Consider the following 24947-nt stretch of genomic DNA (forward strand, 5'->3'; position numbering starts at 1 on the left):
CGAAGTAAAGATGTCGAAATCGGACGCGCACACTCGTGGAGTAGGTGAAGGCACACAACGCGGATAGGAGAAAGTCATGTGGGACACAGCTCAGAGCACCGAGAACATCAACGTACGCAGCTTCCCGATGTCGCACTTCCTGCCGTGCCCGCGGTGTGGCCACGAGGTGCACACCTACCTGGCCTGCAGCGACACCTGCTCCTGCGCACCGGTCATCATGCCCGGCAGCGTCTCGCTGGCAGCCTAGATCTTCAGGCCGGACTCGATCGCGAAGACGACGAGCTGGGCGCGATCACGGGCATGCAGCTTCACCATCGCACGCGAGACGTGCGTGCGGACCGTGTCGGGGCTGACCACGAGCTCGGCGGCGATCTCGGCGTTGGAGCGGCCGGTGGCCACCCAGGCGACCATCTCCCGCTCACGCTCGGTCAGGTCGCCCAGACGCGGATGCGGGTTCGCCGCCCGGCGTGAGGAGCCGAACTCCTCGATCACCCGCTTGGTCACCGTCGGGGCAAGCAGCGAGCCACCGTCGGCGACGACCCGGATCGCGTCGAGCAGCGCGACCGGCTCGGCGTCCTTGAGCAGAAACCCGCTCGCTCCCAGCCGCAGCGCCTCGAAGACGTACTCGTCGAGCTCGAAGGTCGTCAGCATCACCACCCGTACGTCCTTCAGCGAGGGGTCGCGGGTGACCTGCTCCAGCAGGCCGAGGCCGTCGAGCACCGGCATCCGGATGTCGCACAGGACCACGTCGGGGTGGGTGCGGCGCAGCATCGGCAGCGCCGCGCTGCCGTCGGAGGCCTCGCCGACGACCTCCAGGTCGGGTTCGGCGCCGATCATCGTCGCCAGGCCCATACGTACGAGGGGCTGGTCATCGACCAGAGCAACCCTGATCAGCGTGTGATCGGTGATGCTCATGCCAGCCCCTCCGCGCCACCCGCCGAGGACCCAGAAAGCGGGAGGGAAGCCCGCAGCCGGAAGCCCCGTACCTCCGGCCCCGCCTCTAGGGTGCCCCCAAGTGCCTCCACGCGCGACCGCATTCCCACAATTCCCATCCCAGGACGCCTTTCCCCGCTCAACATGTCCGATCCCCGCCCGTCGTCGTCGACTGTCACGACCATCTCGGCCGCCGGCGTCGAGACGATCGACACCTCGGCTCGCGTCGCTCCGGCATGCCGCAGCACGTTGGTGAGCCCCTCCTGGACCACTGCGTACGCGGCCCGCTCCGCCTCCGCCGAAGCCGAATCCACCTCGAGGCGCAGCGAGACCTCCAGTCCCCCGGTGCGCACGCGCTCGACGAGAGCGGGCAGGTCGGCGAGCCCGTGCTCCGGTGCTCGCGGGGCCGAGCCGGCGCCGGTCTCGGTGTCGGTCAGCCGGGCCAGCTGCCGACGCAGCAGGTCGAGCGACTCCTTGCTCTCGGCACGGATCGCCTCCAGGTTGCGGCGGGCGGCCTCGGGATCGCGGTCGAGGACGTGCAGCGCGGCACCGGCCTGCATCGCGATCACCGCGAGCCCGTGACCGACGCCGTCGTGCAGGTCGGCGGCCATCCGCACACGCTCGTCGCTGACCACCCGTCGCTGCCGTTGGGCCCGGGCCTCGTTGCGCGACCGCAGCGCGCTCGCGATCGCACCGCAGGCGGCGATGAGCGCCACCTGCCCGAAGGCTTGCCACAGCGACAGATCGCCCTCCGGACCACGGCCATCTGCCCAAGGCCCGCGTCCGGGACCGCCGTCGAACCGGGCACCTTCGGGGTTCAGGATCATGCCGGCCGCCACGAGCGCGGCCCCCACGACCGCCCAGCCGACCCAACGGCGCGTGGGCAGCGACAGCGCAACCGCGAAGGTGACCACCGGGAGTGCCATGAAGATCGGTCCCGCGGCGTATCCCGCGGCGAAGTAGACGCCGGCACAGGCTCCGCTGGTCGCGAGCATCCACCCACGCGGCTGCGCCAGCACCACCGGCAGGACCGCGACCAGGGCTAGCAGCACACCCACCAGGACCGGTCCGCGGGGATCGGTCTGGGCGTTGCTGCCCAGCGAGCCGACCAGCACCACCACGACGACCAGCCACGGCAGCCAGTGGCGACGGATCCGGGACATGGACCTGACCCTAGTTCGCGCGGCCGCGCGAGGCGTACGACAAATCCGGCCAGCCGCCTACGCAGATCTGCGTAACCGGGAGCAGCGCCGACGCCGATGCCGAACCAGTGGGCGCCACGAGAGCGTGAGAGGTATGAACGAACTCGTGGTTGAGACCGACGGGCTGACCAAGCGATACGGCGACAGGCTCGCCGTCGACCGGGTCAGCATGACCGTCATGCGTGGCGAGGTGTACGGCTTCCTCGGCCCCAACGGGGCCGGCAAGACGACCACCTTGCGGATGATGCTCGGCCTGATCCGGCCCACCGCCGGATCGGCCAGCGTCCTGGGCCGTCCCGCCGGACGACCCGAGGTCACCGCCCGCATCGGCGCCCTGATCGAGGGCCCCGGCTTCTATCCCTACCTGAACGGCCGCGACAACCTGCGCACGATGGCGCGCTACCAGGGGCTGCAGAACACCGAGGTCGACCGGGTGCTCGAGATGGTCGACCTCGCCGACCGAGCGAAGGACGCCTTCAAGGGCTACTCGCTGGGGATGAAGCAGCGCCTCGGTGTCGCCGCCGCGATGCTCGGCTCACCGGACCTGCTGGTGCTCGACGAGCCCACCAACGGGCTCGACCCGGCCGGCATGGCCGACATGCGGGCCCTGGTCGTCTCGCTCGCCGAGGCCGGTCAGACGGTGATCCTCTCCAGCCACATCCTCGCGGAGGTGCAGGAGATCTGCGATCGCGTCGGTGTCATCAACAACGGCCGCCTGCTGCGCGAGTCGACCGTCGCCGATCTGCGCGGTGGCGCGACCCTACGTGTCCGGGCCACCCCCGAGGACGCCGCGTTGGCCGCACTGATGCGGATGGCCGGCGACGAGGGCGTACGCCGCATCGGCAACGAGACGCTCGAGGTCGACCTGCCCGCCACCGCGGCCCCCGATGTCGTACGTCATCTGGTCGCCCACTCCATCGATGTCCACGAGGTCACCGTTGCGGAGCGTTCCCTGGAGGACGCCTTCTTCGAGATGACCAGCAACAAGGAGCTCGTGTCATGAACGTCAGAGGCTGGATGAACAGCACTACCGCCGAGCTGCTCCGCCTGCGCAAGTGGTCGGCGATCTGGGTGATCGTCGGTGCCTGGCTGGCGCTGTCGCTCTCCTTCGGGTACGTCTTCAACTACGTCGCCTACAAGACCGGCGACGACAACTTCGCCGGCGACGGCGCCAGCAACGCCCAGCTCCTCTCCGAGCTGATGCCGAGCGCGATCCCGGACGTCATCGTCAGCGGCCTGCCGATGTTCGGTGGTGCGCTGGCGATGGTGGTCGGAGCGCTGGTGGCCGGCAACGGGTTCGGCTGGGGCACCTGGAAGACCGTCTTCACCCAGGGCCCGAGCCGGCTCGCCGCCGTGGGTGGCTCGCTGACCGCGGTGACGGTCTTCATCTTCGCGATGATGACCGCGACCCTGGCTCTGTGCGCGGGCGTCTCGGTCGCGATCGCTGCGACCGAGGGCGAGGCGATCACGATGCCGCCCCTGAGCGATCTGGCGCAGTCGTTCGGCTCCGGGTTCCTGGTGCTGGAGATGTGGGCGCTGCTGGGGTTCCTCGTCGGTGTGCTCGCCAAGGGGCCGGCGCTCGCCGTCGGACTGGGCCTGGTCTGGTCGCTGGTGGTCGAGAACCTGCTGCGCGGCGTCGGCAGCCTGCTGCCGGGCATCGAGACCGTCACCGACGCCCTCCCAGGCACCGCCGGAGGCTCGTTGGCCGGCGCGATCATCGGCGGTCCCAACGGCACCCCGGGTGTCCTCGACGCGATCTCCGGCGAGCGGGCGCTGATCACCGTGGCTGCGTACGTCCTGGTCGCAGCGGTCGCGGCGGTGGTCGTGATGAGGCGGCGCGACCTGGCCTGACCTCGGGAAACATGCCTCTAGCACACGCCGGGACGGGTCCGTGACACGTCTCGGCGTGTGACCGGCAATCGGGATGTGATCCTCGTTAAGTCTACTGTTTTGGTGGACAACAACCAGGCTGTCCGCTCTCAACGCCGAGACAATCCCGTCTAGAAGAGGTTCCCACCCGTGTCCTCCAACACGCCTGAGCCCACCCCGCTCATCGAGGCTCCCAAGTCCAAGCTCCCGCTGATCATCGGGATCGTCGTCGTCGCCGCCATCGTGATCGGCGGCCTCGCCTTCGTCCTCACCCGCGACGACGAGAGCAGCGAGCTGACCAAGGTCAGCATCGGCGTCGTCGGCGCCGACGACCCCTACTGGAAGACCTTCCAGGATGCCGCTCGCGAGGAGGGCATCGACCTCGAGGTCAAGAACTTCGGTGACTACAACCAGCCCAACCCGGCGCTGTCGGAGGGCGAGCTCGACCTCAACCAGTTCCAGCACATCATCTTCCTGGCTGACTACAACGTCCAGAACGACGACGACCTGGTGGCGCTCGGCTCGACCGCGACCTATCCCCTGGGTCTCTACTCCTCGAAGTACTCCTCGCTCGACGACATCAAGGCCGGCGAGACCGTGATCGTCCCCGACGACGAGACCAACCAGGCCCGCGGTCTGGTGCTGCTGCAGTCCAAGGGCCTGATCGAGCTGACCGACGGCGGCACCCCGTTCAGCACGATCAAGGAGGTCGACACCGCCGCGTCCAAGGTGAAGGTCCGGGCGGTCCAGGCCTCGATCACGGCCTCCTCGCTCCCCGACGTAGCCGCGGCGATCATCAACAACGACTTCGTCGAGGACGCCGGCCTGAAGTTCGAAGACGCGCTCGCGACCGACGACCCCTCCGACCCGAAGGCGCTCCCCTACGTCAACATCTTCGCCGTACGCGCCGAGGACAAGGACAACGCGACCTACAAGAAGCTCGTCGAGATCTTCCAGACCAACGCGGACGTGCAGCAGGGGGTCTACGAGACCTCCGGCAACACTGCCGAGCTGGTGAAGATCCCGGTCGAGGACCTGCAGAAGTCGCTCGATGACACCGAGAAGCAGGTCGAGGAGCGTCAGTGACGCACTCGGCCACCGTTGCGGAGCCGCTGGTGCGGCTCCGCAACGTCACCAAGACCTACCCGGCAGCGAAGGGCCGCAGCGAGGTCCACGCCGTGGTCGACGTCGACCTCGACATCGCCGCCGGTGACGTACAGGCGATCGTCGGCTACTCCGGGGCCGGCAAGTCCACCCTGGTGCGGCTGCTCAACGGCCTCGAGCCGGCCACCTCGGGCTCCATCCAGGTCGGTGGCACCGAGCTGGTCGGCCTGCACGAGCGGCAGCTGCGGCCGATCCGGCTGGGCATCGGGATGATCTTCCAGCAGTTCAACCTCTTCGAGTCGCGTACGGTCTGGGGCAACCTGGCCTACCCGCTGCAGATCGCCGGCATCGACAAGGCCGAGCAGCAGCGCCGGATCTCCGAGCTGCTCCACTTCGTCGGGCTCCCCGACAAGGCCCACACCTACCCGCGCAACCTCTCGGGGGGACAGAAGCAGCGCGTCGGCATCGCCCGCGCCCTCACCACCAACCCCTCGCTGCTGCTCGCCGACGAGGCCACCAGCGCACTCGACCCAGAGACCACCCACGAGGTGTTGCGCCTCCTGAAGCGGGTCAACGAGGAGTTCGGCACCACGATCGTGGCGATCACCCACGAGATGGAGGTGGTCCGCGAGCTCGCCGACCACGTCGCGGTCATGGAGAACGGGCGCGTGGTCGAGTCCGGTGCCGTCTACGACGTCTTCTCGGCGCCTCAGCAGCCGGTGACCCGCCGCTTCGTCGGCACCGTCGTCGACGACGAGCCCGCCGCCGACGCGCTGGCGGCGATGAAGTCCCGCCATCCCGGCCGGTTCGTGAAGCTCGAGCTGCGCGAGGGCGGGCCCCGTCAGACCGACATCTTCGCGGTCCTCCTCGAGCGCGGGATCACCTTCGAGCTCGTCTTCGGCGGCATCGAGGAGATCCAGGGCGCCACCTTCGGCAACCTGACCCTCGCCCTCGACGGTTCTGCGACCTCGGTCGACGAGGCCGTACGCGAGCTGGCCGCCCTCGTCCCCGCGAAGGAGCTGTGATGCTTCTCCCCACCGACACCCGGCTCGGCGAGCTGTGGCCCGACATCTGGCAGGCCACCGGCGAGACGCTGCTCATGGTGGCGCTGACGATGCTGATCGGCGGCACCCTGGGTCTGCTGCTCGCGCTCGGCCTCTACCTGACCCGCAAGGGCGGGCTCTACGAGAACGCCGTCGTCTCGGTCGTCCTCAACGTACTAGTCAACTTCTTCCGGCCGATCCCGTTCATCATCTTCATCGCCGCCGTCCAACCGGCAGCGCGGCTGGTCGTCGGCACCGGGATCGGCATGCCGGCGGTGGTGTTCTCGCTGATCCTCGCCGCGATGTTCGGAATCGCCCGGATCATCGAGCAGAACCTGGTGACCGTCCCGCCGGGAGTGATCGAGGCCGCCCGGGCGATGGGTGCGAGCCGTGCCCGGATCGCCGCCACCGTCGTCCTCCCCGAGGCGCTGGCGCCGATCATCCTCGGCTACACCTTCGCCTTCGTGGCGGTCGTCGACATGTCGGCGGTCGCCGGCCTGATCGCCGGTGGCGGCCTGGGCAGCTTCGCCCAGACCTTCGGCTACCGGCAGTACGACCCGACCGTCACCTGGGTCTGCGTGCTCATCCTGGTCGCGCTCGTACAGGTCATCCAGCTGCTCGGCAACACGCTCTCGGCGCGGATCCTGCGCCGCTGAGGCTCGGCGTCGACCCTCAGGCGCGAGCCAGGATCTCGCCGTGGAGGACGGAGAACCAACCGTCCTCCGCCTCAGCCCACGACCGCCACCCGTCCGCGACCCGGGCGAGGTCGGCGGTCGTGGCGTCTCCCGAGTCGACGAGCTGACGAGCGACCGCCGAGTCGGTGAACCGGTCGGCCCACATCCCGCCCCACCAGGCCTGGTCCTCCGGGGCGGAGAAGCACCAGGTGCTCGAAGTGGCCTCGATGTCGTCGAACCCGGCAGCGCGCGCCCAGGAGACCAGCCGCCGCCCCGCGTCGGGCTCACCACCGTTGGCCCGCGCGGCATGACGGTAAAGACGCAGCCACTCGGTCAGCTCGGCCGACTCCGGCCACCAGACGAAGGCCGCGTAGTCGCTGTCGCGTGCGGCCACGATGCCGCCGGGTTTCGTCACCCGGCGCATCTCCCCCAGCGCCTGCACCGGGTCCTTCACGTGCTGCAGCACCTGATGGGCGTGAACCACGTCGTACGTATCGTCCTCGATGCTCAGCGCGTGCACGTCCTCGACCCGGAAGTCGACGTTCGTGACTCCCCCGGCCTCGGCGGACTGCCGAGAGAGCGCGAGCTCGGGCTCTCCGATCTCCGTGGCGGTGACCTGAGCGACCCGGCCGGCAAGATCGACCGTGATCGTCCCCGGGCCGGCACCCACGTCGAGCAGCCGCTGCTCAGAGCTCAGCCGGGGCAGCAGGTACGCAGCGGAGTTCTCCGCTGTACGCCACCTGTGCGAGCGCAGGACCGACTCGTGATGGCCATGGGTGTAGGTCGACATGCATCGACTCTACGCATGGAATCCCGACCAGTGAGACGGCAATATCGCTATACGGACATACGTGGGAGTCCGGAGTCGGCGCAGCCGAGCCGCCGTCGCGCCCAGAGCATCCCGCCCAGGAGCCCGCCGAGGAGCAGCGTGTTGAGCACGATCACCACGCCGGTCTCGAACGGTGCCGCACCACCGCCCGGCCGCGCGTCCTCGGGCGGCACCTCGTGACGGTCGAACACGACCTGCCCCTGGTCGGAGGCCCGGGGTTCGTCGGCCCTCGCCGCGGTGAGCGCCGCGGAGGCGAGTACGACGGCAACCATCCCGGCGAGCAGAATCCGCAACGTGCGACTCATCATGCTCCCGAGAGTGCGCGCCAGGGTCGTCAGGAACCCGACGCACACCGTCCCTACCGGCAACAACCCGGTGAACAGTCAGAACCCACCGAAACCGCACTCCTGTCGGCCGAGACTGCAGAAATGGGCGACGAAACTGGAGTTTCGTTGCCCACAAGTGCGGACTCGCCGCCCACTTCTACAGATTCGGCTGGGTGGGGCTCAGGTGGAGATCAGCCGGTTGAACACCCGGTTGGCCCAGCTCGGGGTGACTCCGGAGAGGCCGAGCAGGACGCGCGCCTTGGCGCCGACGCCGCGGTGGACGCCACCGAGGAGGCCGTGACCGCTGGTCGCGGCGGCGTAGACCGACTCCGCGACATCGTCGGGCGTGAGCGAGACCTTGAGCCGCCGCAGCGCCGGGAAGTCATGACCCCACACCATGGAGGTGTCGGCGAAGAGCGGCCACAGGGCCGTCACAGTGATCCCGTCGCCGGACCACTCCAGGTCGAGAGCCTCGGAGAGGCCGCGTACGGCGAACTTGGTGGCGGAGTAGATCGCCATCCCGGGCTGGCCGTAGATGGCCGAGGCCGAGGCGAGGTTGACGACGTGGGAGCCGGGCCGGAGGAACGGGCGCGCGAGGTGGCAGCCGTTGACCAGGCCCTTGACGTTGACGTCGATGATCGCCTGCTGCCGGTCCAGCGGCAGGTCGGCGAACTTGCCGATCTGGATGATGCCGGCGTTGTTGACGAGTACGTCGAGGCTGCCGCCGCTCACGGCGACGAAGCCGTCCAGGGCGGCCTGCCAGGACACGGCGTCACGTACGTCGAGGGTCCCGGTGACCAGCTCCCCGGCGAGCGGCTCGACCTCGGTCGTCAGCGATGCCAGGCCGTCGTGGTCGATGTCGTAGGCGCCGACCAGCCACCCCTCACGGGCGAAACGGAGCGCGGTCGCCCGGCCGATGCCGGCGGCCGCACCGGTGATGAGTACGGATCTCGGCACGCCGCGGTCAGGCCCTGGCGAAGTCGTTGCTGGTGTCGAAGAACCAGACCGTCGAGTCGGTGCACACGATCCGGTCGAGCTTGCCGACCGCGACCTGTGAACGCGGCGTCTTGCCCGAGGCCAGCACCACGTCGTAGGCGTCGCTGGTCCGCAGCACCGACCACGGCTCGGACTCGGTGCCCTCTCCGGTGCTGATGATGCTGTCGAGTGCTGACTGGGCCAGGATCGACTCGCGTTGGGCCTGCTCGAGGTTGCCGAGGCCGCGCTGGGCGTCGGCGAGGGCCGCGTGGGCCGACGGGCTGAAGATCGCGCCGGGCATCAGCCCGTGGACGGCAGCGATCGCGCCGGCGTAGTCGCCGACCGACATCATCGGGGCGATCATCTCGGTGATCTCGAGATCGGGCCGGAAGTTCGGAGCTTCCAGGATCGCCTCACGTAGGGCTCTCAGCGACTCCGGGCCCGGATCGCGAAGATAGACGTCAAGCAGCTCAGCGTACGTAGCCAACAGGGGTCCCCCTTGAATAACGGTCGCCGTGCACGGTAGCCAATGGTGCGGCCACGTGGGGCGGTTGACAACGATTATGCGCCCTTTTGTGACTCGGAAGTTGTGCGGCCCGCAGGTTTCTACCGCCAGCCCAGATCAGGGGCGACGTGGGTCAGGATGCTCTCCAGGGCATGTGCGTTGTAGTCGACGCCGAGCTGGTTCGGCACCGTGAGCAGCAGCGTGTCCGCGGCCTGGATCGCCTCGTCCTCGGCGAGCTCCTCGACCAGGACGTCGGGCTCGGCGGCGTACGAACGCCCGAAGATCGCGCGGGTCTGGTCATCGATGTTGCCGATCTGGTCCTTGGTCTGCCGGTCGAGCCCGAAGTAGCGCCGGTCCTCATCGTTGACGAGAGCGAAGATCGAGCGCGAGACCGAGACGCGCGGCTCACGCTCGTGGCCGGCCTCCTTCCACGCTTCGCGGTAGGCCTCGATCTGCTCGCGCTGCTGGATGTGGAACGGTTTGCCGTTCTCGTCGTTCTTGAGGGTCGAGCTCTGCAGGTTCATCCCGAGCCCCGCGGCCCAGCGTGCGGTCGCCAGCGAGCTCGAACCCCACCAGATCCGGTCGCGCAGCGTCTCGGAGTAGGGCTCGACGCGGAGCTTGCCCGGCGGGTTGGGGAACATCGGCCGCGGATTGGGCTCGGCGAACTGCGCCCCCTCGATGATCTTGAGGTACGTCTCGGTGTGAGCCCGGGCCATGTCGGCCTCGGAGGCATTCTCGCCGGGGTCGTAGCCGAAGTAGCGCCACCCCTCGATGACCTGCTCGGGTGAGCCGCGGCTGATCCCGAGCTGCAGGCGCTCACCGGAGATGAGGTCGGCGGCCGCTGAGTCCTCGGCCATGTAGAGCGGGTTCTCGTAGCGCATGTCGATGACACCGGTGCCGATCTCGATCTTCGAGGTGCGGGCGCCGACCGCGGAGAGCAGCGGGAAGGGCGAGGCGTACTGGCGGGCGAAGTGGTGGACCCGGAAGTACGCACCGTCGATTCCCAGCTCCTCGGCGGCGACCGCGAGCTCGATCCCCTGGATCAGCGCGTCCCGTGCCGACTGCGTCTGCGAGTAGGGCGACGGTGTCCAGTGGCCGAAAGACAAGAATCCGATGTTCTTCACGACTAGTAGAACTCTCAACAGTCCCTCGAGATTCCCTCGGAGCGGCCGCAGACGCTGCCCGGCTCGGGTCAGGCAGGGTGGCTGGGACCTTCGCCTCTGACTGTTCTGCACTCCGGAATCGGCTCCGAACTGACACCAGGTTGTCGGCGGTGACCTGCAGTTCTGCGTTCTGCTCTCATTCCATCAACACGCAAGAGCGCCTTCGCGCGCCGGGTAAAGCAGACGTCCACACGGCATCAACAGCAGTCCCTTATGAGTTTATCTATCGGTCGACCGAATAATCATATCGGTCGACTGACCAGGGAAAACAATGTCTCGGCGTGTTGTCCGAGCTCTTCCGAAGTCGCGGATTATCGTGTTACATATCAGGCAGCTTCACCGATGCAGTTTCACCGATAAAGACCGACCAACATTCTCTGGGGGATGAATTAATTATGTGGGACACCGTTGAGGTGCAGAGCTTCACGCTTTCTCACGACATGCCGTGCCGCGACTGCGGTCACGCTCGTCACCGCTTCTTGCCGTGCGACTCCGACTGCGACTGCCGCGCCCACGAGGTCGCGGAGCTACTGGAGGTCGCCGGCGCTCGCTGAACGACCTGGCGTCAGCTGTCTCGGGCGCCCAGAAACGGTGACCACCGCAGTCGCGGTGGTCACCGTTCTTTTGTTCGAAAGATTTCTGGTGGCGGAAGCAGATCGTCCGCAATCAGGCAGAGGATCGTTCCATGGACATCGTTCTCGTACCCGGCCTCTGGCTGGACGCCTCCTCCTGGGACCTCGTCGTCCCCCATCTGACCGAAGCCGGTCACACTCCCCGGCCGCTCACCCTGCCCGGCCTCGAGTCGGCCGAGACCGACCGGTCCGACGTGCACGTCGCCGACCAGGTCGCCGCCGTGGTGGCCGCCATCGACGAGTCGGCTGCGCCGGTGATCCTCGTCGGACACTCGATGGGCTGCGCAGTGGCCGGCGCCGCCCTTGATGCACGCGTCGACAAGGTCGCCGCCGTGGTCTACGTCGGCGGCTGGCCGGCCGAGCCGGGCATGATCCCGGCCAAGAACTTCCCCACCGACGGCGCCGACCTGCGGCCGGTGCCGTGGGAGGAGTTCGACGAGGCCGACGTACGCGACCTGGACCGCGCCACCTTCGAGGCGCTGCTGCGGCCCTCCCCCGCCAACCTGACCTCCGAGCCGTTCGAGCTCGGCGACGAGCGTCGCTACTCGGTCCCGGCGGTGTTCGTCTGTCCCGAATACACCGCTGCCGATCTGAAGGGGTGGATCGCTGAGGGCACCGAGTCGGTCGCTGCCATCCCGAAGCACAAGGACGCGACCTTCGTCGACCTGCCCACAGGGCACTGGCCGCAGCTGAGCAAGCCGGCCGAGCTCGCGGCCATCATCGGGCAGAGCGGCGGTCGCAGCGGCGCGTAGTCGGCCGTCGGGTAGCGTCGATCGCGTGCGCACTCGGCTCGCTGCCCTGGCCACCGTCACAGCCCTGGCGCTCGTCGCCGGCTGTGGCGGTGAGCCGTCCTCGGATCCGGCCGGCAGCCCGTCGGCGTCGCCGCAGGGACCGTCCTCGAGCCCCGTTCCCTCGCCGACGACGGTCCCTCTGGACGATGCGTCGGTGCCACTGGCAGACCGCCTCACCCAGGCGATGGCGACGGTCGCCGCTGGAGAGCCCGGAGCCGAGGACGTCCGCGAGGGCGCGCTGTTCGAGCAGACGACCGCCCGCGACCTCGCCCGTGGGTCGAAGGCCAAGGCCGAGGAGGTCCTGGGCGCGCTCGGCCGCGCCGACCGCGCCCAGCTCCAGTCGGACATCGCCGCGGCGCGCGAGCTCATGGTGATGACCGATCCCCAGCCCGAGCTCCCGGACTGGAAGATCCTGACGCCGCCGACGCCGGACGAGCTGCGCCCGCTCTACCGCAAGGCGCAGCAGCAGACCGGAACACCGTGGGAGTACCTCGCCGCCGTCCACCTGGTCGAGACCCGGATGGGCCGCATCCGCGGCACCAGCACCGCGGGCGCCCAGGGCCCGATGCAGTTCCTGCCCTCGACCTTCGCCCAGTACGGTGCCGGCGGCGACATCAACGACCCAGCCGACGCGATCATGGCCGCCGGCCGCATGCTCGCCAACAACGGCGCTCCCGGCGACATGGCCGGCGCGCTGTGGTCCTACAACCACTCCGACCGCTACGTGGCGGCCGTCAGCGCCTACGCCGAGCAGATGAAGCGGTCCCCCGCTGCGTACGACCTCTACTGGCACTGGCAGGTGCTCTACCGCCACCAGGACGGCACCATGCTCCTCCCCGAGGGCTACCCCCAGAAGAAGCCTGTACGCATCGCCGACTGACCTGCCGAGACGTCACCCCGGTCGTTCGAGACGTCAGGTACGTCGGGCGAAGCGTCAGCGCCTGACGCGTCGACCGTCCTGCGTGACGTCTCGGCCAACGCAGCTGACGTGTCGACCGACGTACCTGACGCCTCGGCAGGTGCTAATAGGGGCGCTCGACGGCGTACTGGACGAGGCCGACGTCCTCGCCGCGGTAGGTGTCGGAGCCGTGGCGGCCGGTCTCGATGAAGCCGGTCGCGCCGAAGAGCTTCTTGGCCCGGGTGTTGGTCTCGTGGGTCTCGGCCCAGATCCGGGTCAGGTCGAGGACGGAGAAGCCGTAGGTGAGCGCGGTCTTGATGGCACGCTGGCCCAGACCATGGCCCCACCGCGAGCTGGGCCCGATGGCGATACCGAGCTCGCGCGTGTCGGGGGCCAGGCCGTGGAGATCGGCGTAGCCGACGACCTCCTCGTCGAGCTCGACCGCGAGCCTGATGAGCTCGGGCGGCGGGGCATCGATCAGTCGGCGCCAGTGGCGGAGGTGACCGTCGCGGTCGCGCTCCGGCCAGCCGTTGGCCACCCGGAACTCCTCGTCGTGTGCCCAGTCGGCGAAGACGTGTTCGTCGCCCGGTGACAGCGGGCGCAGGCGCATGGTGTCGGTGCGGGGCATCGGCCGAGTCTCTCAGATGAGGCGCTCGGCCGATCCCCCGCCCGGGATCCGCGTGGATCAGTAGGTGAGCTGGACCTTGGTCGCGAGGCGCTCGTCCATGAGGCGGTAGCCCTCGGCGGCCTCCGCGAACGGCAGTGCCTTGTCGAAGACCAGACCGGGGTTGATCGTGCCCTCCAGCGTCAGGCGCAGGAGGTCGGGGAGGTAGCGGCGTACCGGCGCCATCCCGCCCTTGAGGCCGACGTTGGTGCGGAAGAGCGCGTTGACCGGAAGGTTGACGTCGTGCGGGACGCCGACGAACCCGACGGTCGCACCCGGGCGGGCGACGTTGGAGGCCGTCTTGAAGGACTGGTCGGTGCCCACGCACTCCAGGACGTAGTCGGCGCCGACGCCGCCGGTGAGCTCGCGTACGGCCGCCTCGCCCTCCTTGCCGCGGGCGGCGACGATGTCGGTGGCGCCGAACTTCTTGGCGATCTCCTGGCGGGCCTCGTGGCGCGACATCGCCACGACCCGCTCGGCGCCGAGCTGAGCGGCAGCCAGCACGCCGCACAGACCGACCGCGCCGTCGCCGACCACGACCGCGGTGCCACCCTGGGCTCCGTTGCCGAGGCCTGACATGACCGCGGCGTGCCAGCCGGTGGCCATCACGTCGGTGAGCGCCAGCAGGTCGGGGTACATCGACGGGTCCGGCGTCTCGTCGAGCTTGACCAGCGAGCCGTCGGCCTGGTTGACCAGGGCGTACTCGCTCTGTCCGCTGACCGTGAACCCGAGGTTCTCGCAGACAGACTGGACTCCGGCCAGGCAGTGCGGGCAGGTGTTGTCACAGTGGTCGAAGGGGACGATCACGAAGTCGCCGACTGTGAAGTCGCGTACGTCGGCACCGACCTCCTCGATCACGCCGATGCATTCGTGGCCGATGGTGCGGGGCTCCTCGATGTCGCCGTTGGAGCCGCGGTAGTTCCACAGATCGGAGCCGCAGATGCAGGAGCCCACCACCTTGACTATGGCGTCGGTGGGCTTCGTCAGGGCAGGATCGGGTACCTGGGTGAAGCGGATGTCGCCCACCCCATGGATAGTCGTCGCGCGCATGGTGGCATCCTGTCACCCGGCGTAAAGAGATGTTGCACACGGTGGCCGTTCCACGAGCCAGGCAACAGCCCTGAAACGAAACGCCGACACTTCGCGGGGAATCCAGGCTTATCTCATATATGAGTTACGGTGGTGCACCATGACCGACGGATACAAAGGTCGTATCGGGAACCTGATTCGCGATGCGCGCAAGCACAAGGGTTTGACCCAGGCACAGCTCGCTGACCTCCTCAACACCAGCCAGAGTGCGATCAACCGCATCGAGCAGGGACAACAGAACCTGTCCCTGGAGATGATCGCCCGGGTCGGTGCCGCTCTCGACTCCTCCCTGGTCGACATCGGGGCGGGGCCGACGCACCTGCGCGTCACCGGTCCGACCACGCTGTCGGGTGAGATCACGGTCAAGACCTCGAAGAACGCCGGGGTCGCCCTCCTGGTCGGCTCGCTCCTCAACCGGGGCCGTACGACGCTGCGCAAGGTCGCGCGCATCGAAGAGGTCAACCGGATCATCGAGGTGCTCAACTCGATCGGTGTGCAGACCCGCTGGCTCAATGACGACAACGACCTCGAGATCGTGCCGCCGAAGGAGCTGCGCCTGGACGCCGTGGACGAGGCCGCCGCGCGCCGTACGCGCTCGGTGATCATGTTCCTCGGACCGCTGCTGCACCGCCTGGACACCTTCGAGCTGCCCTACGCCGGCGGCTGCAACCTCGGCACCCGGACCGTCGAGCCGCACATGTCGGCCCTGCGCCCCTTCGGCCTCGAGGTCAAGGCGACCGACGGCGCCTACCACGCGAGCGTCAACCGGGAGATCCAGCCGGGCCGCCCGATCGTGCTGACCGAGCGTGGCGACACCGTCACCGAGAACGCCCTGATGGCTGCCGCGCTGCACCCGGGCACCACCACGATCCGCAACGCGTCGTCCAACTACATGGTCCAGGACCTCTGCTTCTACCTGCAGAAGCTGGGCGTCGAGGTCGAGGGCATCGGCACCACTACGCTGCGCGTCACCGGCCGCGAGGTCATCGACGTCGATGTCGACTACGCGCCGAGCGAGGATCCGATCGAGGCGATGTCGCTGCTGACCGCCGCGATCGTGACCGACTCCGAGATCACCATCAAGCGTGTCCCGATCGAGTTCATGGAGATCGAGCTGGCGACGCTGGAGGAGATGGGCTTCAACTACACCCTCTCCGAGGAGTACCTGGCGCTCAACGGCAAGACCCGCTTGGTCGACATCAACACCAAGCACTCGGTGCTGCACGCCCCGCTGGACAAGATCCACCCGCTCCCCTTCCCCGGTCTCAACATCGACAACCTGCCGTTCTTCGCCGCGATCGCCGCGGTGGCGCAGGGTCAGACGCTGCTGCACGACTGGGTCTACGAGAACCGGGCGATCTACCTGACCGAGCTCAACAAGCTCGGCGGCAACGTCACGCTCATGGACCCGCACCGGGTGATGATCGAGGGGCCGACCCACTTCTCCGGCACCGAGATCGTCTGCCCGCCGGCGCTGCGTCCCGCCGTCGTCGTGCTGCTCGCGATGCTCGCCTCGAAGGGCACCTCGGTGCTCCGCTCGACCTACGTCATCGCCCGCGGCTACGAGGACCTCGCCGAGCGGCTCAACCAACTCGGCGCGAACATCACCGCCTTCCGCGACATCTGAGCAACGATCCCGTCGAGTCGGCGCGTCATGACGCGCCGACTCGACGGGATTTTCGGTCAGGACGCGCCGACTCGACGTGCTTGCTGGGTTGTGGCGACATCTGAGTTCGCGGGCTCATGTGTTCCGGGACTCACGGGTGGTTAGATGCTCCCCGTGAGGGAGCAGCAACGACGCATACGCGCCTATGCGCACCGTGGCGGAGCGCTCCATCCCGACCTGGTCGGGATGGAGAACACCATGGAGGCGTTCCGGCATGCGGTGGAGCTCGGCTACACCCATCTCGAGACCGATGTGCACGTCACCCGCGACGGTGTCCTGCTCGCCTTCCACGACGAGGCGCTCGACCGGGTGACCGACGTCCGCGGGCTGATCGCGGAGATGACGTACGCCGAGGTGCAGGCCGCCCGGATCGGCGGCCTGCACGGGGTGCCGACGCTGGCAGAGCTCTTCGAGGCGTTCCCCGAGGTCACCTTCAACATCGACCTCAAGTCCGACGGCGCTGTCGGCGCGGTGGCCGAGCTGCTCGCCGCGACCGACCACGAGGACAAGGTCATTGTCGGCTCGTTCTCGGTCCGGAGGCTGACGGCGTTCCGCCGGCTGACCGAGGGGCGGGTGCGGACCTCGGCGCATCCACGCGAGGTGCTGGCCTACCTGCTGGCGCCGACCACCGGGATCGCCAAGAGGCTCGTCGGCTCGCGGTTCGACGCCTTCCAGATCCCTCATCACCAGCGCCTTCGCGGGCCGCTGTCGATCCGGGTGGCGTCTCGTGGTCTCGTCCGCCGCGCCCACAAGGCGGGCAAGGAGGTCCATGTCTGGACCGTCGACGACCCGGCCGAGATGGAGCGGTTGCTCAAGCGCGATGTCGACGGACTGATGACCGATCGCACCGACGTACTGAAAGCGTTCCTGGAGGAACGTGGGCTGTGGGAGGCTGTGCCGTCTCGGGTCGAGCCCGTCGACGAGATCGAGTCCGCTGCCGGGTTCGACAAGGATCAAGACGAGGAGCCCGAGAAGTGACCACATCAGCCGGGATCGGAGACTTCACGCCGGTCGAGCGGGCGCGGGAGCAGAAGGGCTGGTTCTTCACCGACTGGGCCGTCTCCGCCTTCCAGACGACGGTGGCCGGCGTGCTGTTCGCGCCCTACCTGATCGAGATCGCGAAGGCAGCCGCCGTCGACAACCGGATCGACGTGCTCGGGCTCTCGATCGCGCCCGGCGCGCTGCCGTCGTTCGTCATCACGTTCTCGACGATCCTTTCGGCGATCATCTACCCGCTGGTCGGCGCGATCGCCGACCGCACCTCGCGCAAGCCGGACCTGATGGCCGGATTCGCCTGGGCCGGCGCGCTCTGCGCTGCGCTGTTGTTCTTCATGACCGGGGACAACTGGTGGTTCGGATCGATCATGTTCATCATCGCCAACCTGTGCGCCGGCGCGGCGGTGGTGGTCAGCGACTCGATCCTGCCGCTGATCTCGACCGAGGAGGAGCGCGACCGGGTCTCCTCGATCGGCTGGGCCTACGGGTACGCCGGTGGCGGGCTGCTGCTCGCGATCAACTTCCTGCTCGTCACCTTCGCCGACCCGCTCGGGCTCGGCACGGCGCTGGCGGTGCGGATCTCGATGCTCTCGGCGGGGCTGTGGTGGGCGGGGTTCATCATCATCCCGTGGCGCCGGATCCGCCGACGTGAGCCCGCCGACGTCGAGGACGTCTCCGGTGGTGTCGTGGCGCGCTCCTTCGGTCAGCTGTTTGTGACGCTCCGGGAGCTGCCGCAGTATCCGGTAGCGCTGACCTTCCTGCTGGCGTACCTCTTCTTCAACGACGGCATCCAGACGGTGATCAGCTCGGCGTCGATCTACGGGGTCGAGGAGCTCGGGTTCGAGACCGGCACGATGCTCGGCATCTATCTGCTGGTGCAGTTCGTGGCGGTCGGTGGGGCCGTCTTCTTCGGCCGGCTGGCCAAGAGCTTCGGCGCCAAGCGGGTGATCCTCGGCGGCCTGGTCGGCTGGATGGTCATCGTCGTGGCGGCCTACTTCGTGCCGGAGCAGACCCTGCTGCCGCTTCTGGTCGTCGCGGTCGGGATCGGTCTGGTCATGGGCGGCACCCAGGCGCTGGCCCGGTCCTACTTCTCGCTGTTCATCCCGGCCGGCAAGGAGGCGGAGTACTTCAGCCTCTACCACGCGATGGACCGCGGCACCTCCTGGCTCGGCACCCTGGTCTTCGGACTCGTCTACCAGCTCACCGACTCCTACCGCCCCGCGATCCTGGCCCTGATCGCCTTCTTCGTCCTCGGCGGCGGGCTGCTCGCGATGGTGAACACCGCGAAGGGCATCGAGCAGGCGGGCAACCGGGCGCCCGAGCGGGTCTAACACAGCGCCGGGCGGCTGGCGGGTTCGGGACATCGGCCGCTCAGGACTTTCTCAGAGAGATCCGCAGGTCAGGCGGGTCCTGTGTCGAACAACACGGCGAGGATCTCGACAATTCACGGAATCATCACCTCCTCTGTACCGTTGACGATGTGAAGAGGCCTGACCGGCCTGCGTCATGAGTCCGCAGACCGCTTCGCTCTTCAGCTCATTCAACGGGGGACGATCGACTCAGGAGGTGCTTCATGGCCGAGCGCACGTTGCGCGGCGCCCGACTGGGCGGACAAAGTTTTGAGGACGAACGCGGGATCGAGTTCGCGGGTCGTCAGCAGGTGGCATACCGCTGCCCGCAGGGTCACGACTTCGAGATCACGATGTCGGACGAGGCCGAGGTTCCGGCCATCTGGGAGTGCCCGCGCTGCGGCATGGAAGCTCTCAACCTCTCCGGCGCCAAGCCGGAGGAGAAGGCCGAGAAGCCGGCGCGTACGCACTGGGACATGCTCCTGGAGCGGCGCTCGGAGAAGGAGCTCGAGGACATCCTCAAGGAGCGCCTCGACCTGCTTCGTGGTGGCGAGATCGGCCCGGCTCACCTGCACCGCAAGGGACCGGGGAAGAAGAAGGCCAACGCTTGATCTGACGCCGAGACGTCACGTACGCGAATCGAGTGGTCACTTCGGTGACCACTCGATTCGCTTTTTGTGACGTCTCGGCCGACGTAGGTGACGCCTCCGCGCTAGGAGGCGTCCTTGTCGATGACCTCGCCGGTGACGATGTCGTCGTTGCGCGGCCTGGTTCCGGCGCCGAACGTGGAGGGCATGGTCGCGGTGACCAGGCGCCTCTGCACGACCTTGGCCAGGATGCGGCGGAAGAACGGCCGGGTGAACGGCAGGATCAGCACGATGCCGAAGATGTCGGTCACGAATCCGGGGCTGAGCATCAGCGCGCCACCGAGCAGGATCAGCGCGCCGTCGGCGATCTCGTTGGACGGGAGCTTGCCCGAGGAGAGCGCCGTGGACAGCGCCGACCAGGCTCGGGAGCCCTCGCGGCGCATCAGCCAGGCACCGAAGATCGAGTCGGCGACCAGTAGCAGGATCGTCCACCACACGCCGATGACCTGGCCGACCTGGATGAGCACGAACAGCTCGGCCAGCGGCATCACCAGGAACAGCAGCACCAGCACCCAGGAGAACCGGCGGCGACGCGTCGTCATCGACGGCCTCCCACGAAACGGTCCAGCCCGAATCGGCGCAGCAGGCGGAGCAGTTGGTCGCGGCGTTCGGCCAGGCCCCAGCGGGTCACCCGGCGCATCGACTCGGCGGCCACCGCGGGGCTCATCTTCGACTCGCCCCGGACCCGCTCGATGAACTGGATCGGGACCTCCTTGACGGTCAGGCCGGCACGCAGCGTACGCGTCACCATCTCGGTCTGGAAGACATAGCCGGTCGACTCGACGCTGTTCAGCTGCAGCTTCTCCAGCGTCGTACGCCGGAAGAGGCGGTAGCCCGCGGTGGCGTCGTGGACGCCGATGCCGAGCAGGAGCCGGACGTAGAAGTTGCCGCCCACCGACAGCACGCGTCGCGACAGCGGCCAGTTCACCACCGAGCCGCCGCGGATCCAGCGGGCACCGATCACGAGGTCGGCGGAGGTGAGCGCCTCGAGCAGCAGGTGGAGCTCCTCAGGCTGGTGCGAGCCGTCGGCGTCCATCTCCCCCACGACGTCGTATCCCTGCTCGAGGGCCCAGCCGAAGCCGTGCAGGTACGCAGCCCCCAGCCCGGCCTTCTCGGTGCGGTGCAGCACGTGGATCTGCTCGTCGTTGTCGGCCAGCTCGTTGGCGATCGTGCCGGTGCCGTCGGGCGAGCCGTCGTCGACGATCAGCACGTCGACGCGTGGCTGCGCCTTGCGTAGCCGCCCGACGATCCAGGCGAGGTTGTCCGCCTCGTTGTAGGTCGGGATGACCATGACCGCCCGGCCGATCTCGGTCCAGGGTGGAAGCTGCTCATTCGTCACGTACGCCGGCCTTGTCAAGGAATGGGGGTGGAGATCACAGGATATCCGCCCACCGGTTGATCCCAAGATCCCCGATCGAGCGGGACAGATCGATCGGGACGGTGCGATGGCGAGGCGATCAGAGACAGAGCGCGGGAGGAGCAAGACGTTCTTCGGGCCGTTCCGATCCCTGCTGGCGACAGGGGGACGATCGTTGTCTAAGGGCGCCTTGGCCCTCCCGCGTTGCCCTCGCGGCCGTTGACCGCGCCCACGAAAACGCGTCGAAGGCATGCCTGGCTCGACACCCCCCGACCCGATTCGTCGAGCGCCGGTCCGCCGACCGCAACTCTGCATGGGCGAACGTTGCCACCATCACCCGCTGGCTCCGCAGAAGTCAACACGGCTCTGACCTGCGGAAACATATGTTTCCGCAGGTCAACCACAGCCTGTGGAGCGCGAGAAAGTGAGGAATTATCGAGGAACGTCGGCGTGTCGCCTGCGCGTACGCGTTACGGCGCTCACGGAACGACGACAGTACCGCGCGCGGAGGTGGCCAGGAGCGGCACCCCCAGGATCTCAGCGGCCCCGGGACGGGCCTCGGTCGCGGCTCCGCGGGCCACGACGTACACGGCGAACTCCATCACCCGGGACCGGGTCCCGGCCTTGATCAGCTCGCAGGTGATCTCCAGGACGTCGCCGGCACGCACGGGTGCCTTGAACTGCACGTCGTCGTAGGAGGCGAAGAGACCTTCGTCGCTGTCGGTGAGGATGCACATCTCGGTCGCGACGTCGCCGAACAGGCCCAGGCTGTAGGCGCCGTCGACCAGGTTCCCGGCGTAGTGGGCGTGGGAGTAGGGCACGTAGCGGCGGTGGACGACCTTGGTGCCGATCTCGGGACTGCTCATGCCGCGGGCTCCTTCGAGGTGGTGCGGTGGACGAGGTAGGAGGCGACCTCGGCGGGAGTGGTGCCGCGGCCGAAGATGCGGTCGACGCCGAGCTCGGCGGTCATCGACTCGTCGAACCGCGGACCGCCGGCGACCAGGAGCGGCCGCTCCCCCGCAGGGTAGGCCTCACGGAACGCCGCCGACATCTCGCGGGTGTTGAGCAGGTGCGCGTCGCGCTGGGTGACGACCTGGGAGACGAGCACGGCGTCGGCGCGCCGGGTGACGGCGGCCTCGACCAGGGAGGGCACCGAGACCTGGGCGCCGAGGTTCACGACCTCGATCTCCTTGTAGTACTCCAGCCCCTTCTCCCCCGCGAACCCCTTGATGTTGAGGATCGCGTCGATCCCGACGGTGTGGGCGTCGGTGCCGATGCAGGCACCGACGACGACCATCGGCCGCCGCAGCGTCTCCTTGATCACCGCATTGGCCTCCTTGGGCGTCAGCAGCGGGAAGTCACGCTCGACGACCTGCACCTTGTCGGTGTCGACGAGATGGTTCACCTGTCCGTAGACGACGAAGAAGGTGAAGTCGTCGCCCATCGGCTTGGAGTGGACGACCATCGCCGGCTCCATGCCCATCTTGTTGGCGAGCTGCAGCGCTGCCCCGTCGGCGACCTTCGAGTGCTTGATCGGCAACGTGAAGGAGAGCTGCACCATCCCGTCCCCGGTGGTGTCGCCGTACGGCCTGATGATGGTCATTCCTCACCCTCCAGGATGGTGCTCGCCGGGTTGTAGTACGCCGAGGACTTCTCGGCTACGCCCTCGAGGCCTTTGCCGGCGTCGGCGGGGCGCTTCATCAGTCCGAAGGTGCCGTCCGCGATCGCGTCCAGCAGCCCGTTGGGCTCGTCGATGATCTTCCCGAGCAGGTCGATCGACTCCCCCAGGACCTCGCGCGCCCGGTTGGCGATGAAGCCGTCGGGGGCCGGGTGGAAGTCTTCGCCGAGCTTGCCGGCCGACTCCATGACGTACCGGACGTTCTGCAGGGCCAGGTCGCGGTCGGAGAGCCACGGCGTCACCACGGCTTCGGTCATCATCCCGACCAGCAGGATGCCCTGGTCGGTCATCGCGCCCGCCAGGTTGAAGAACCCGTCGAGCAGGTAGCCCTTGAAGATGTCGCCGGTCATGTGCCGGGTCGGCGGCATCCACTTCAGCGGGGCGTCGGGGAAGATCGTCTTCGCCAGCAGCGCGTGCGCGAGCTCGAGACGGAACGAGTCCGGTACATCCGGATTGATCTCGAAGGCGTGGCCCAGGCCCAGCTGCCAGTCCTCGAGACCGGCTTCCTTGGCGAAGTACTCGTTGAGCAGCTGCGAGGTGGTCACCGTGTGCGCCGCCTCGACCGCGTCGGCGGTGGTGAGGTAGTTGTCCTCGCCGGTGTTGATGATGATCCCCGCCCGTGCGTGGATCTGGCGCGAGAGCCGCTGGTCGACGAACGTACGCACCGGGTTGATGTCGCGGAACAGGATCCCGTACATCGAGTCGTTGAGCATCATGTCGAGACGCTCCATGCCCGCCAGCGCGGCGATCTCGGGCATGCAGAGACCGCTCGCGTAGTTGGTGAGCCGCACGTAGCGGCCGAGCTCACGGCTCGTCTCGTCGAGCGCGGCCCGCATCAGCCGGAAGTTCTCCTGGGTCGCGTACGTCCCGGCGAACCCTTCCCGGGTGGCGCCCTCGGGCACGTAGTCGAGGAGCGACTGGCCGGTCGAGCGGATCACCGCGATGATGTCGGCGCCCTCGCGCGCGGCTGCCTGCGCCTGCGGGATGTCCTCGTAGATGTCGCCGGTCGCGACGATCAGGTAGATCCACGGCTTGCGGGGTGCGTCGCCGATCTCGGCGATCATCCGCTCACGGGCCACCCGGCTGGCGTCCAGGCGGGCGATGCCGACCCCGACCGCCTCGCGGGCGTGCTTCGCGGCCAGCTCGGCCTCGGCGCCCTCGGGCAGATGGAAGGTCACCTGTCCGGCGGCGGCCTCCTCGGCGAGGCGGGCCAGATCGTTGTCGTAGGCGCTGAGCGCCTGCCACACCGGCAGCGAGACGCCGTGCTCCAGCCCGATGTCGGCGCGCACCGCGTCGACCAGGTGGTTCACCCATGGGGTGCCGTCCGGGTCGGCTCCGGCGAGCCCGGCCAGGCGCAGCGTCGCTCGCTCGACGGCGACCGTGGTGTGCTTCTTGGCCATCTCGACGATCGGGTCGCCGACCTTCGCCGCGAGCGCGCGGGCCTGGGCGATCGTGCGTGGGTCCAGTTCGAGTCTCACAGTTCCAGTCTTCCTTCGAACAGTGCCCGGACCCCGGCATTGGCGCGGAGAAGATCCAGGGCGTAGGCGGCGTGCCCGGGGACGTAGCCGTTGCCGACCAGCATGGTGACGTCGGCGGCGAGTCCCTCGGCGCCGAGCGCGGCGGCGGAGAAGGAGGTGGCCATCGAGAAGAAGATGACGGTGCCGCGGTCGGCGGTGGCGAGGATGGCTCCGCCCTCGCAGCCGGGTACGTCGACGCAGACGACGGTGACGTCGGCTGGTCCGCCGGCCTTGGTGACCGCGTCACGCAGCGCGACCGGGTTGCGGGCGTCGGCGATCACGACCTCGTCGGCCAGGCCGGCGTCGCGAAGCCGCTCGGCCTCGGCCTCGGTCGGGACGATGCCGATCAGATGGCCGGCCCCCGCGTCGCGGGCCGCGGCCAACGACAGCGATCCGGACTTGCCGCCGCCACCGATCACCGCGACGACCCCGCCTGCGTAGCGCTCCGAGACGACCCGCCGGGTCAGCGCCGGTGCGCCGCACACGTCCATCACCGACAGTGCGAGCTCGGGGCTGAGGTCGTCGGGCAGGACGGCTGCGATCGAGCGGCCGAAGAGGATGGCGTAGCCCTCGCAGGGCACCTGCTCGGAGTCACCGCCCCAGCCGGCGAGCCCGTCCTCGATCACCAACGGCGTCAGGGTCAGCGACACCAGGGTCGCGACCCGGTCTCCGACCTTCAGCCCCAGCGGTGACTCGGGGCCGACCTCCTCGACGACACCGACGAGCATGCCGCCCGACCCGGTCACCGGGTTCTGCATCTTGCCGCGCTCGGCGACGATGTCGAGCACCTCGCGGCGTACGGCCTCTCCGTCGCCGTCGTGTGCGGACTCGAGCTGCCGGAACGAGGCGGCGTCGAGGTTCAGACGCTCCACCCGGATCCGCACCTCGTCGGGCCACAACGTCTTGCGAGTGTCGAGTCTGCGGGCGGCCTGGGGCAGCGGCAACGAGCCGCCCACCGGCTCGTCGAGCACCCGGTGCAGGCCTGTCGGGTCAGAAGTGGTCATCGTCGTACGCCTCCTTGCGTCCATCTCACGGCGGAC

The 24947-nt window shown here is 68.4% G+C and carries 27 protein-coding genes; 12 read left to right on the forward strand and 15 right to left on the reverse strand.

Going from position 1 to position 24947, the window contains the following annotated elements; all coding sequences use genetic code 11:
* The first annotated feature begins 76 nt into the window (after window positions 1–76).
* Window positions 77–247, forward strand: coding sequence for a hypothetical protein (locus tag ACIO3S_RS10880; RefSeq protein WP_400462868.1), 171 nt, complete (start codon window positions 77–79; stop codon window positions 245–247).
* Here ACIO3S_RS10880 and ACIO3S_RS10885 read toward each other — a convergent pair.
* Entirely contained in the window at window positions 244–915 is a 672-nt protein-coding gene (locus ACIO3S_RS10885) for a response regulator transcription factor (protein WP_355021450.1), read from the reverse strand. The genes ACIO3S_RS10880 and ACIO3S_RS10885 overlap by 4 nt on opposite strands.
* On the reverse strand, window positions 912–2096 hold the full coding sequence (locus ACIO3S_RS10890; RefSeq protein WP_400462871.1) for a sensor histidine kinase: 1185 nt from the start codon (window positions 2094–2096) through the stop codon (window positions 912–914). The genes ACIO3S_RS10885 and ACIO3S_RS10890 overlap by 4 nt, the downstream gene beginning before the upstream one ends.
* 133 nt (window positions 2097–2229) lie before the next feature.
* On the opposite strand from ACIO3S_RS10890, the gene ACIO3S_RS10895 reads away from it, so the two are divergent.
* From ACIO3S_RS10895 to ACIO3S_RS10915, 5 genes are all read left to right on the forward strand, one after another.
* Complete coding sequence (locus ACIO3S_RS10895; RefSeq protein ID WP_400462874.1) at window positions 2230–3138, forward strand: ABC transporter ATP-binding protein; 909 nt, start codon at window positions 2230–2232, stop codon at window positions 3136–3138.
* The gene (locus ACIO3S_RS10900) at window positions 3135–3986 is read left to right on the forward strand and encodes an ABC transporter permease (RefSeq protein WP_400462877.1); all 852 of its coding nucleotides are present in this window, start codon (window positions 3135–3137) and stop codon (window positions 3984–3986) included. The genes ACIO3S_RS10895 and ACIO3S_RS10900 overlap by 4 nt, the downstream gene beginning before the upstream one ends.
* Before the next feature lie 168 nt (window positions 3987–4154).
* Complete coding sequence (locus ACIO3S_RS10905) at window positions 4155–5090, forward strand: MetQ/NlpA family ABC transporter substrate-binding protein (protein ID WP_400462880.1); 936 nt, start codon at window positions 4155–4157, stop codon at window positions 5088–5090.
* Window positions 5087–6133 carry a methionine ABC transporter ATP-binding protein gene (locus tag ACIO3S_RS10910; RefSeq protein WP_400462883.1) on the forward strand — a complete coding sequence of 349 codons (1047 nt, stop codon included), beginning with the start codon at window positions 5087–5089 and terminating at the stop codon, window positions 6131–6133. The genes ACIO3S_RS10905 and ACIO3S_RS10910 overlap by 4 nt, the downstream gene beginning before the upstream one ends.
* The gene (locus ACIO3S_RS10915) at window positions 6133–6807 is read left to right on the forward strand and encodes an ABC transporter permease subunit (RefSeq protein ID WP_350844522.1); all 675 of its coding nucleotides are present in this window, start codon (window positions 6133–6135) and stop codon (window positions 6805–6807) included. The genes ACIO3S_RS10910 and ACIO3S_RS10915 overlap by 1 nt, the downstream gene beginning before the upstream one ends.
* 16 nt (window positions 6808–6823) lie before the next feature.
* On the opposite strand, the gene ACIO3S_RS10920 is transcribed toward ACIO3S_RS10915, so the two are convergent.
* From ACIO3S_RS10920 to ACIO3S_RS10940, 5 genes are all read right to left on the reverse strand, one after another.
* A complete protein-coding gene (locus ACIO3S_RS10920) occupies window positions 6824–7615 on the reverse strand; it encodes a class I SAM-dependent methyltransferase (protein ID WP_400462887.1) in 792 nt (263 codons plus the stop codon).
* Window positions 7616–7662: 47 nt separating this feature from the next.
* Window positions 7663–7959: a hypothetical protein gene (locus tag ACIO3S_RS10925; RefSeq protein ID WP_400462890.1), complete on the reverse strand. Its 297-nt coding sequence runs from the start codon at window positions 7957–7959 to the stop codon at window positions 7663–7665.
* 201 nt (window positions 7960–8160) lie between these two features.
* Window positions 8161–8937 (reverse strand): SDR family oxidoreductase, encoded by a 777-nt coding sequence (locus ACIO3S_RS10930; protein WP_400462893.1) that lies wholly within the window; start codon window positions 8935–8937, stop codon window positions 8161–8163.
* Window positions 8938–8944: 7 nt separating this feature from the next.
* A complete protein-coding gene (locus tag ACIO3S_RS10935; protein WP_160023517.1) occupies window positions 8945–9442 on the reverse strand; it encodes a DUF4919 domain-containing protein in 498 nt (165 codons plus the stop codon).
* A gap of 119 nt (window positions 9443–9561) precedes the next feature.
* Window positions 9562–10584, reverse strand: a complete 1023-nt coding sequence (locus ACIO3S_RS10940; protein ID WP_400462896.1) for an LLM class flavin-dependent oxidoreductase — start codon at window positions 10582–10584, stop codon at window positions 9562–9564.
* Window positions 10585–11308: 724 nt separating this feature from the next.
* Here ACIO3S_RS10940 and ACIO3S_RS10945 point away from each other — a divergent pair.
* Together ACIO3S_RS10945 and ACIO3S_RS10950 are read left to right on the forward strand one after the other, a co-directional pair.
* Window positions 11309–12007, forward strand: coding sequence for an alpha/beta fold hydrolase (locus tag ACIO3S_RS10945; RefSeq protein ID WP_400462899.1), 699 nt, complete (start codon window positions 11309–11311; stop codon window positions 12005–12007).
* 25 nt (window positions 12008–12032) lie between these two features.
* A complete protein-coding gene (locus ACIO3S_RS10950; RefSeq protein WP_400462901.1) occupies window positions 12033–12926 on the forward strand; it encodes a transglycosylase SLT domain-containing protein in 894 nt (297 codons plus the stop codon).
* A 142-nt stretch (window positions 12927–13068) separates the two neighbouring features.
* Here ACIO3S_RS10950 and ACIO3S_RS10955 read toward each other — a convergent pair whose 3' ends face one another.
* Both ACIO3S_RS10955 and ACIO3S_RS10960 read right to left on the reverse strand, forming a co-directional pair.
* Window positions 13069–13572, reverse strand: a complete 504-nt coding sequence (locus tag ACIO3S_RS10955) for a GNAT family N-acetyltransferase (protein WP_160023509.1) — start codon at window positions 13570–13572, stop codon at window positions 13069–13071.
* A gap of 57 nt (window positions 13573–13629) precedes the next feature.
* Entirely contained in the window at window positions 13630–14658 is a 1029-nt protein-coding gene (locus tag ACIO3S_RS10960) for a zinc-dependent alcohol dehydrogenase family protein (protein WP_400462905.1), read from the reverse strand.
* 139 nt (window positions 14659–14797) lie between these two features.
* On the opposite strand from ACIO3S_RS10960, the gene ACIO3S_RS10965 reads away from it, so the two are divergent.
* The 4 genes from ACIO3S_RS10965 (at window position 14798) to ACIO3S_RS10980 (ending at window position 19319) form a co-directional block, all read left to right on the forward strand.
* Window positions 14798–16324, forward strand: a complete 1527-nt coding sequence (locus ACIO3S_RS10965) for a UDP-N-acetylglucosamine 1-carboxyvinyltransferase (protein WP_350844536.1) — start codon at window positions 14798–14800, stop codon at window positions 16322–16324.
* A gap of 144 nt (window positions 16325–16468) precedes the next feature.
* Window positions 16469–17341, forward strand: coding sequence for a glycerophosphodiester phosphodiesterase (locus tag ACIO3S_RS10970; RefSeq protein WP_400462909.1), 873 nt, complete (start codon window positions 16469–16471; stop codon window positions 17339–17341).
* A complete protein-coding gene (locus ACIO3S_RS10975; protein ID WP_400462912.1) occupies window positions 17338–18690 on the forward strand; it encodes an MFS transporter in 1353 nt (450 codons plus the stop codon). The genes ACIO3S_RS10970 and ACIO3S_RS10975 overlap by 4 nt, the downstream gene beginning before the upstream one ends.
* A gap of 242 nt (window positions 18691–18932) precedes the next feature.
* Window positions 18933–19319, forward strand: a complete 387-nt coding sequence (locus ACIO3S_RS10980; RefSeq protein WP_008359714.1) for an RNA polymerase-binding protein RbpA — start codon at window positions 18933–18935, stop codon at window positions 19317–19319.
* Window positions 19320–19420: 101 nt separating this feature from the next.
* On the opposite strand, the gene ACIO3S_RS10985 is transcribed toward ACIO3S_RS10980, so the two are convergent.
* The 6 genes from ACIO3S_RS10985 to ACIO3S_RS11010 all read right to left on the reverse strand — a co-directional run bounded on the left by ACIO3S_RS10985 (window position 19421) and on the right by ACIO3S_RS11010 (window position 24911).
* On the reverse strand, window positions 19421–19897 hold the full coding sequence (locus tag ACIO3S_RS10985) for an FxsA family protein (protein WP_400462918.1): 477 nt from the start codon (window positions 19895–19897) through the stop codon (window positions 19421–19423).
* The gene (locus ACIO3S_RS10990; RefSeq protein WP_201451318.1) at window positions 19894–20646 is read right to left on the reverse strand and encodes a polyprenol monophosphomannose synthase; all 753 of its coding nucleotides are present in this window, start codon (window positions 20644–20646) and stop codon (window positions 19894–19896) included. Before ACIO3S_RS10990 ends, ACIO3S_RS10985 begins: the two co-directional genes overlap by 4 nt.
* Window positions 20647–21191: 545 nt before the next feature.
* Window positions 21192–21578 carry a hotdog domain-containing protein gene (locus tag ACIO3S_RS10995; RefSeq protein WP_400462921.1) on the reverse strand — a complete coding sequence of 129 codons (387 nt, stop codon included), beginning with the start codon at window positions 21576–21578 and terminating at the stop codon, window positions 21192–21194.
* The gene (locus ACIO3S_RS11000) at window positions 21575–22315 is read right to left on the reverse strand and encodes an OAM dimerization domain-containing protein (protein ID WP_160023493.1); all 741 of its coding nucleotides are present in this window, start codon (window positions 22313–22315) and stop codon (window positions 21575–21577) included. The genes ACIO3S_RS10995 and ACIO3S_RS11000 overlap by 4 nt, the downstream gene beginning before the upstream one ends.
* Window positions 22312–23868, reverse strand: coding sequence for a lysine 5,6-aminomutase subunit alpha (locus tag ACIO3S_RS11005; protein WP_400462928.1), 1557 nt, complete (start codon window positions 23866–23868; stop codon window positions 22312–22314). Before ACIO3S_RS11005 ends, ACIO3S_RS11000 begins: the two co-directional genes overlap by 4 nt.
* A complete protein-coding gene (locus ACIO3S_RS11010) occupies window positions 23865–24911 on the reverse strand; it encodes an L-erythro-3,5-diaminohexanoate dehydrogenase (protein ID WP_400462931.1) in 1047 nt (348 codons plus the stop codon). The genes ACIO3S_RS11005 and ACIO3S_RS11010 overlap by 4 nt, the downstream gene beginning before the upstream one ends.
* Between the last annotated feature and the right edge of the window lie 36 nt (window positions 24912–24947).

The sequence above is a fragment of the Nocardioides sp. NPDC087217 genome (assembly GCF_044744805.1).
In the GTDB taxonomy this organism is placed as follows: Bacteria; Actinomycetota; Actinomycetes; order Propionibacteriales; family Nocardioidaceae; genus Nocardioides.

What these genes read in the sequence shown, in the direction of transcription:
- ACIO3S_RS10915 (WP_350844522.1), top strand. Translation starts at nt 6,133, where the DNA reads ATGCTTCTCCCCACCGACACCCGGCTCGGCGAGCTGTGGCCCGACATC.
- ACIO3S_RS10885 (WP_355021450.1), bottom strand. Translation starts at nt 915, where the DNA reads ATGAGCATCACCGATCACACGCTGATCAGGGTTGCTCTGGTCGATGAC.
- ACIO3S_RS10955 (WP_160023509.1), bottom strand. Translation starts at nt 13,572, where the DNA reads ATGCCCCGCACCGACACCATGCGCCTGCGCCCGCTGTCACCGGGCGAC.
- ACIO3S_RS10995 (WP_400462921.1), bottom strand. Translation starts at nt 21,578, where the DNA reads ATGAGCAGTCCCGAGATCGGCACCAAGGTCGTCCACCGCCGCTACGTG.
- ACIO3S_RS10895 (WP_400462874.1), top strand. Translation starts at nt 2,230, where the DNA reads ATGAACGAACTCGTGGTTGAGACCGACGGGCTGACCAAGCGATACGGC.
- ACIO3S_RS10980 (WP_008359714.1), top strand. Translation starts at nt 18,933, where the DNA reads ATGGCCGAGCGCACGTTGCGCGGCGCCCGACTGGGCGGACAAAGTTTT.
- ACIO3S_RS10890 (WP_400462871.1), bottom strand. Translation starts at nt 2,096, where the DNA reads ATGTCCCGGATCCGTCGCCACTGGCTGCCGTGGCTGGTCGTCGTGGTG.
- ACIO3S_RS10965 (WP_350844536.1), top strand. Translation starts at nt 14,798, where the DNA reads ATGACCGACGGATACAAAGGTCGTATCGGGAACCTGATTCGCGATGCG.
- ACIO3S_RS10900 (WP_400462877.1), top strand. Translation starts at nt 3,135, where the DNA reads ATGAACGTCAGAGGCTGGATGAACAGCACTACCGCCGAGCTGCTCCGC.
- ACIO3S_RS11010 (WP_400462931.1), bottom strand. Translation starts at nt 24,911, where the DNA reads ATGACCACTTCTGACCCGACAGGCCTGCACCGGGTGCTCGACGAGCCG.
- ACIO3S_RS10880 (WP_400462868.1), top strand. Translation starts at nt 77, where the DNA reads ATGTGGGACACAGCTCAGAGCACCGAGAACATCAACGTACGCAGCTTC.
- ACIO3S_RS10945 (WP_400462899.1), top strand. Translation starts at nt 11,309, where the DNA reads ATGGACATCGTTCTCGTACCCGGCCTCTGGCTGGACGCCTCCTCCTGG.
- ACIO3S_RS10925 (WP_400462890.1), bottom strand. Translation starts at nt 7,959, where the DNA reads ATGAGTCGCACGTTGCGGATTCTGCTCGCCGGGATGGTTGCCGTCGTA.
- ACIO3S_RS10970 (WP_400462909.1), top strand. Translation starts at nt 16,469, where the DNA reads ATGCTCCCCGTGAGGGAGCAGCAACGACGCATACGCGCCTATGCGCAC.
- ACIO3S_RS10920 (WP_400462887.1), bottom strand. Translation starts at nt 7,615, where the DNA reads ATGTCGACCTACACCCATGGCCATCACGAGTCGGTCCTGCGCTCGCAC.
- ACIO3S_RS10960 (WP_400462905.1), bottom strand. Translation starts at nt 14,658, where the DNA reads ATGCGCGCGACGACTATCCATGGGGTGGGCGACATCCGCTTCACCCAG.
- ACIO3S_RS11000 (WP_160023493.1), bottom strand. Translation starts at nt 22,315, where the DNA reads ATGACCATCATCAGGCCGTACGGCGACACCACCGGGGACGGGATGGTG.
- ACIO3S_RS10985 (WP_400462918.1), bottom strand. Translation starts at nt 19,897, where the DNA reads ATGACGACGCGTCGCCGCCGGTTCTCCTGGGTGCTGGTGCTGCTGTTC.
- ACIO3S_RS10990 (WP_201451318.1), bottom strand. Translation starts at nt 20,646, where the DNA reads ATGGTCATCCCGACCTACAACGAGGCGGACAACCTCGCCTGGATCGTC.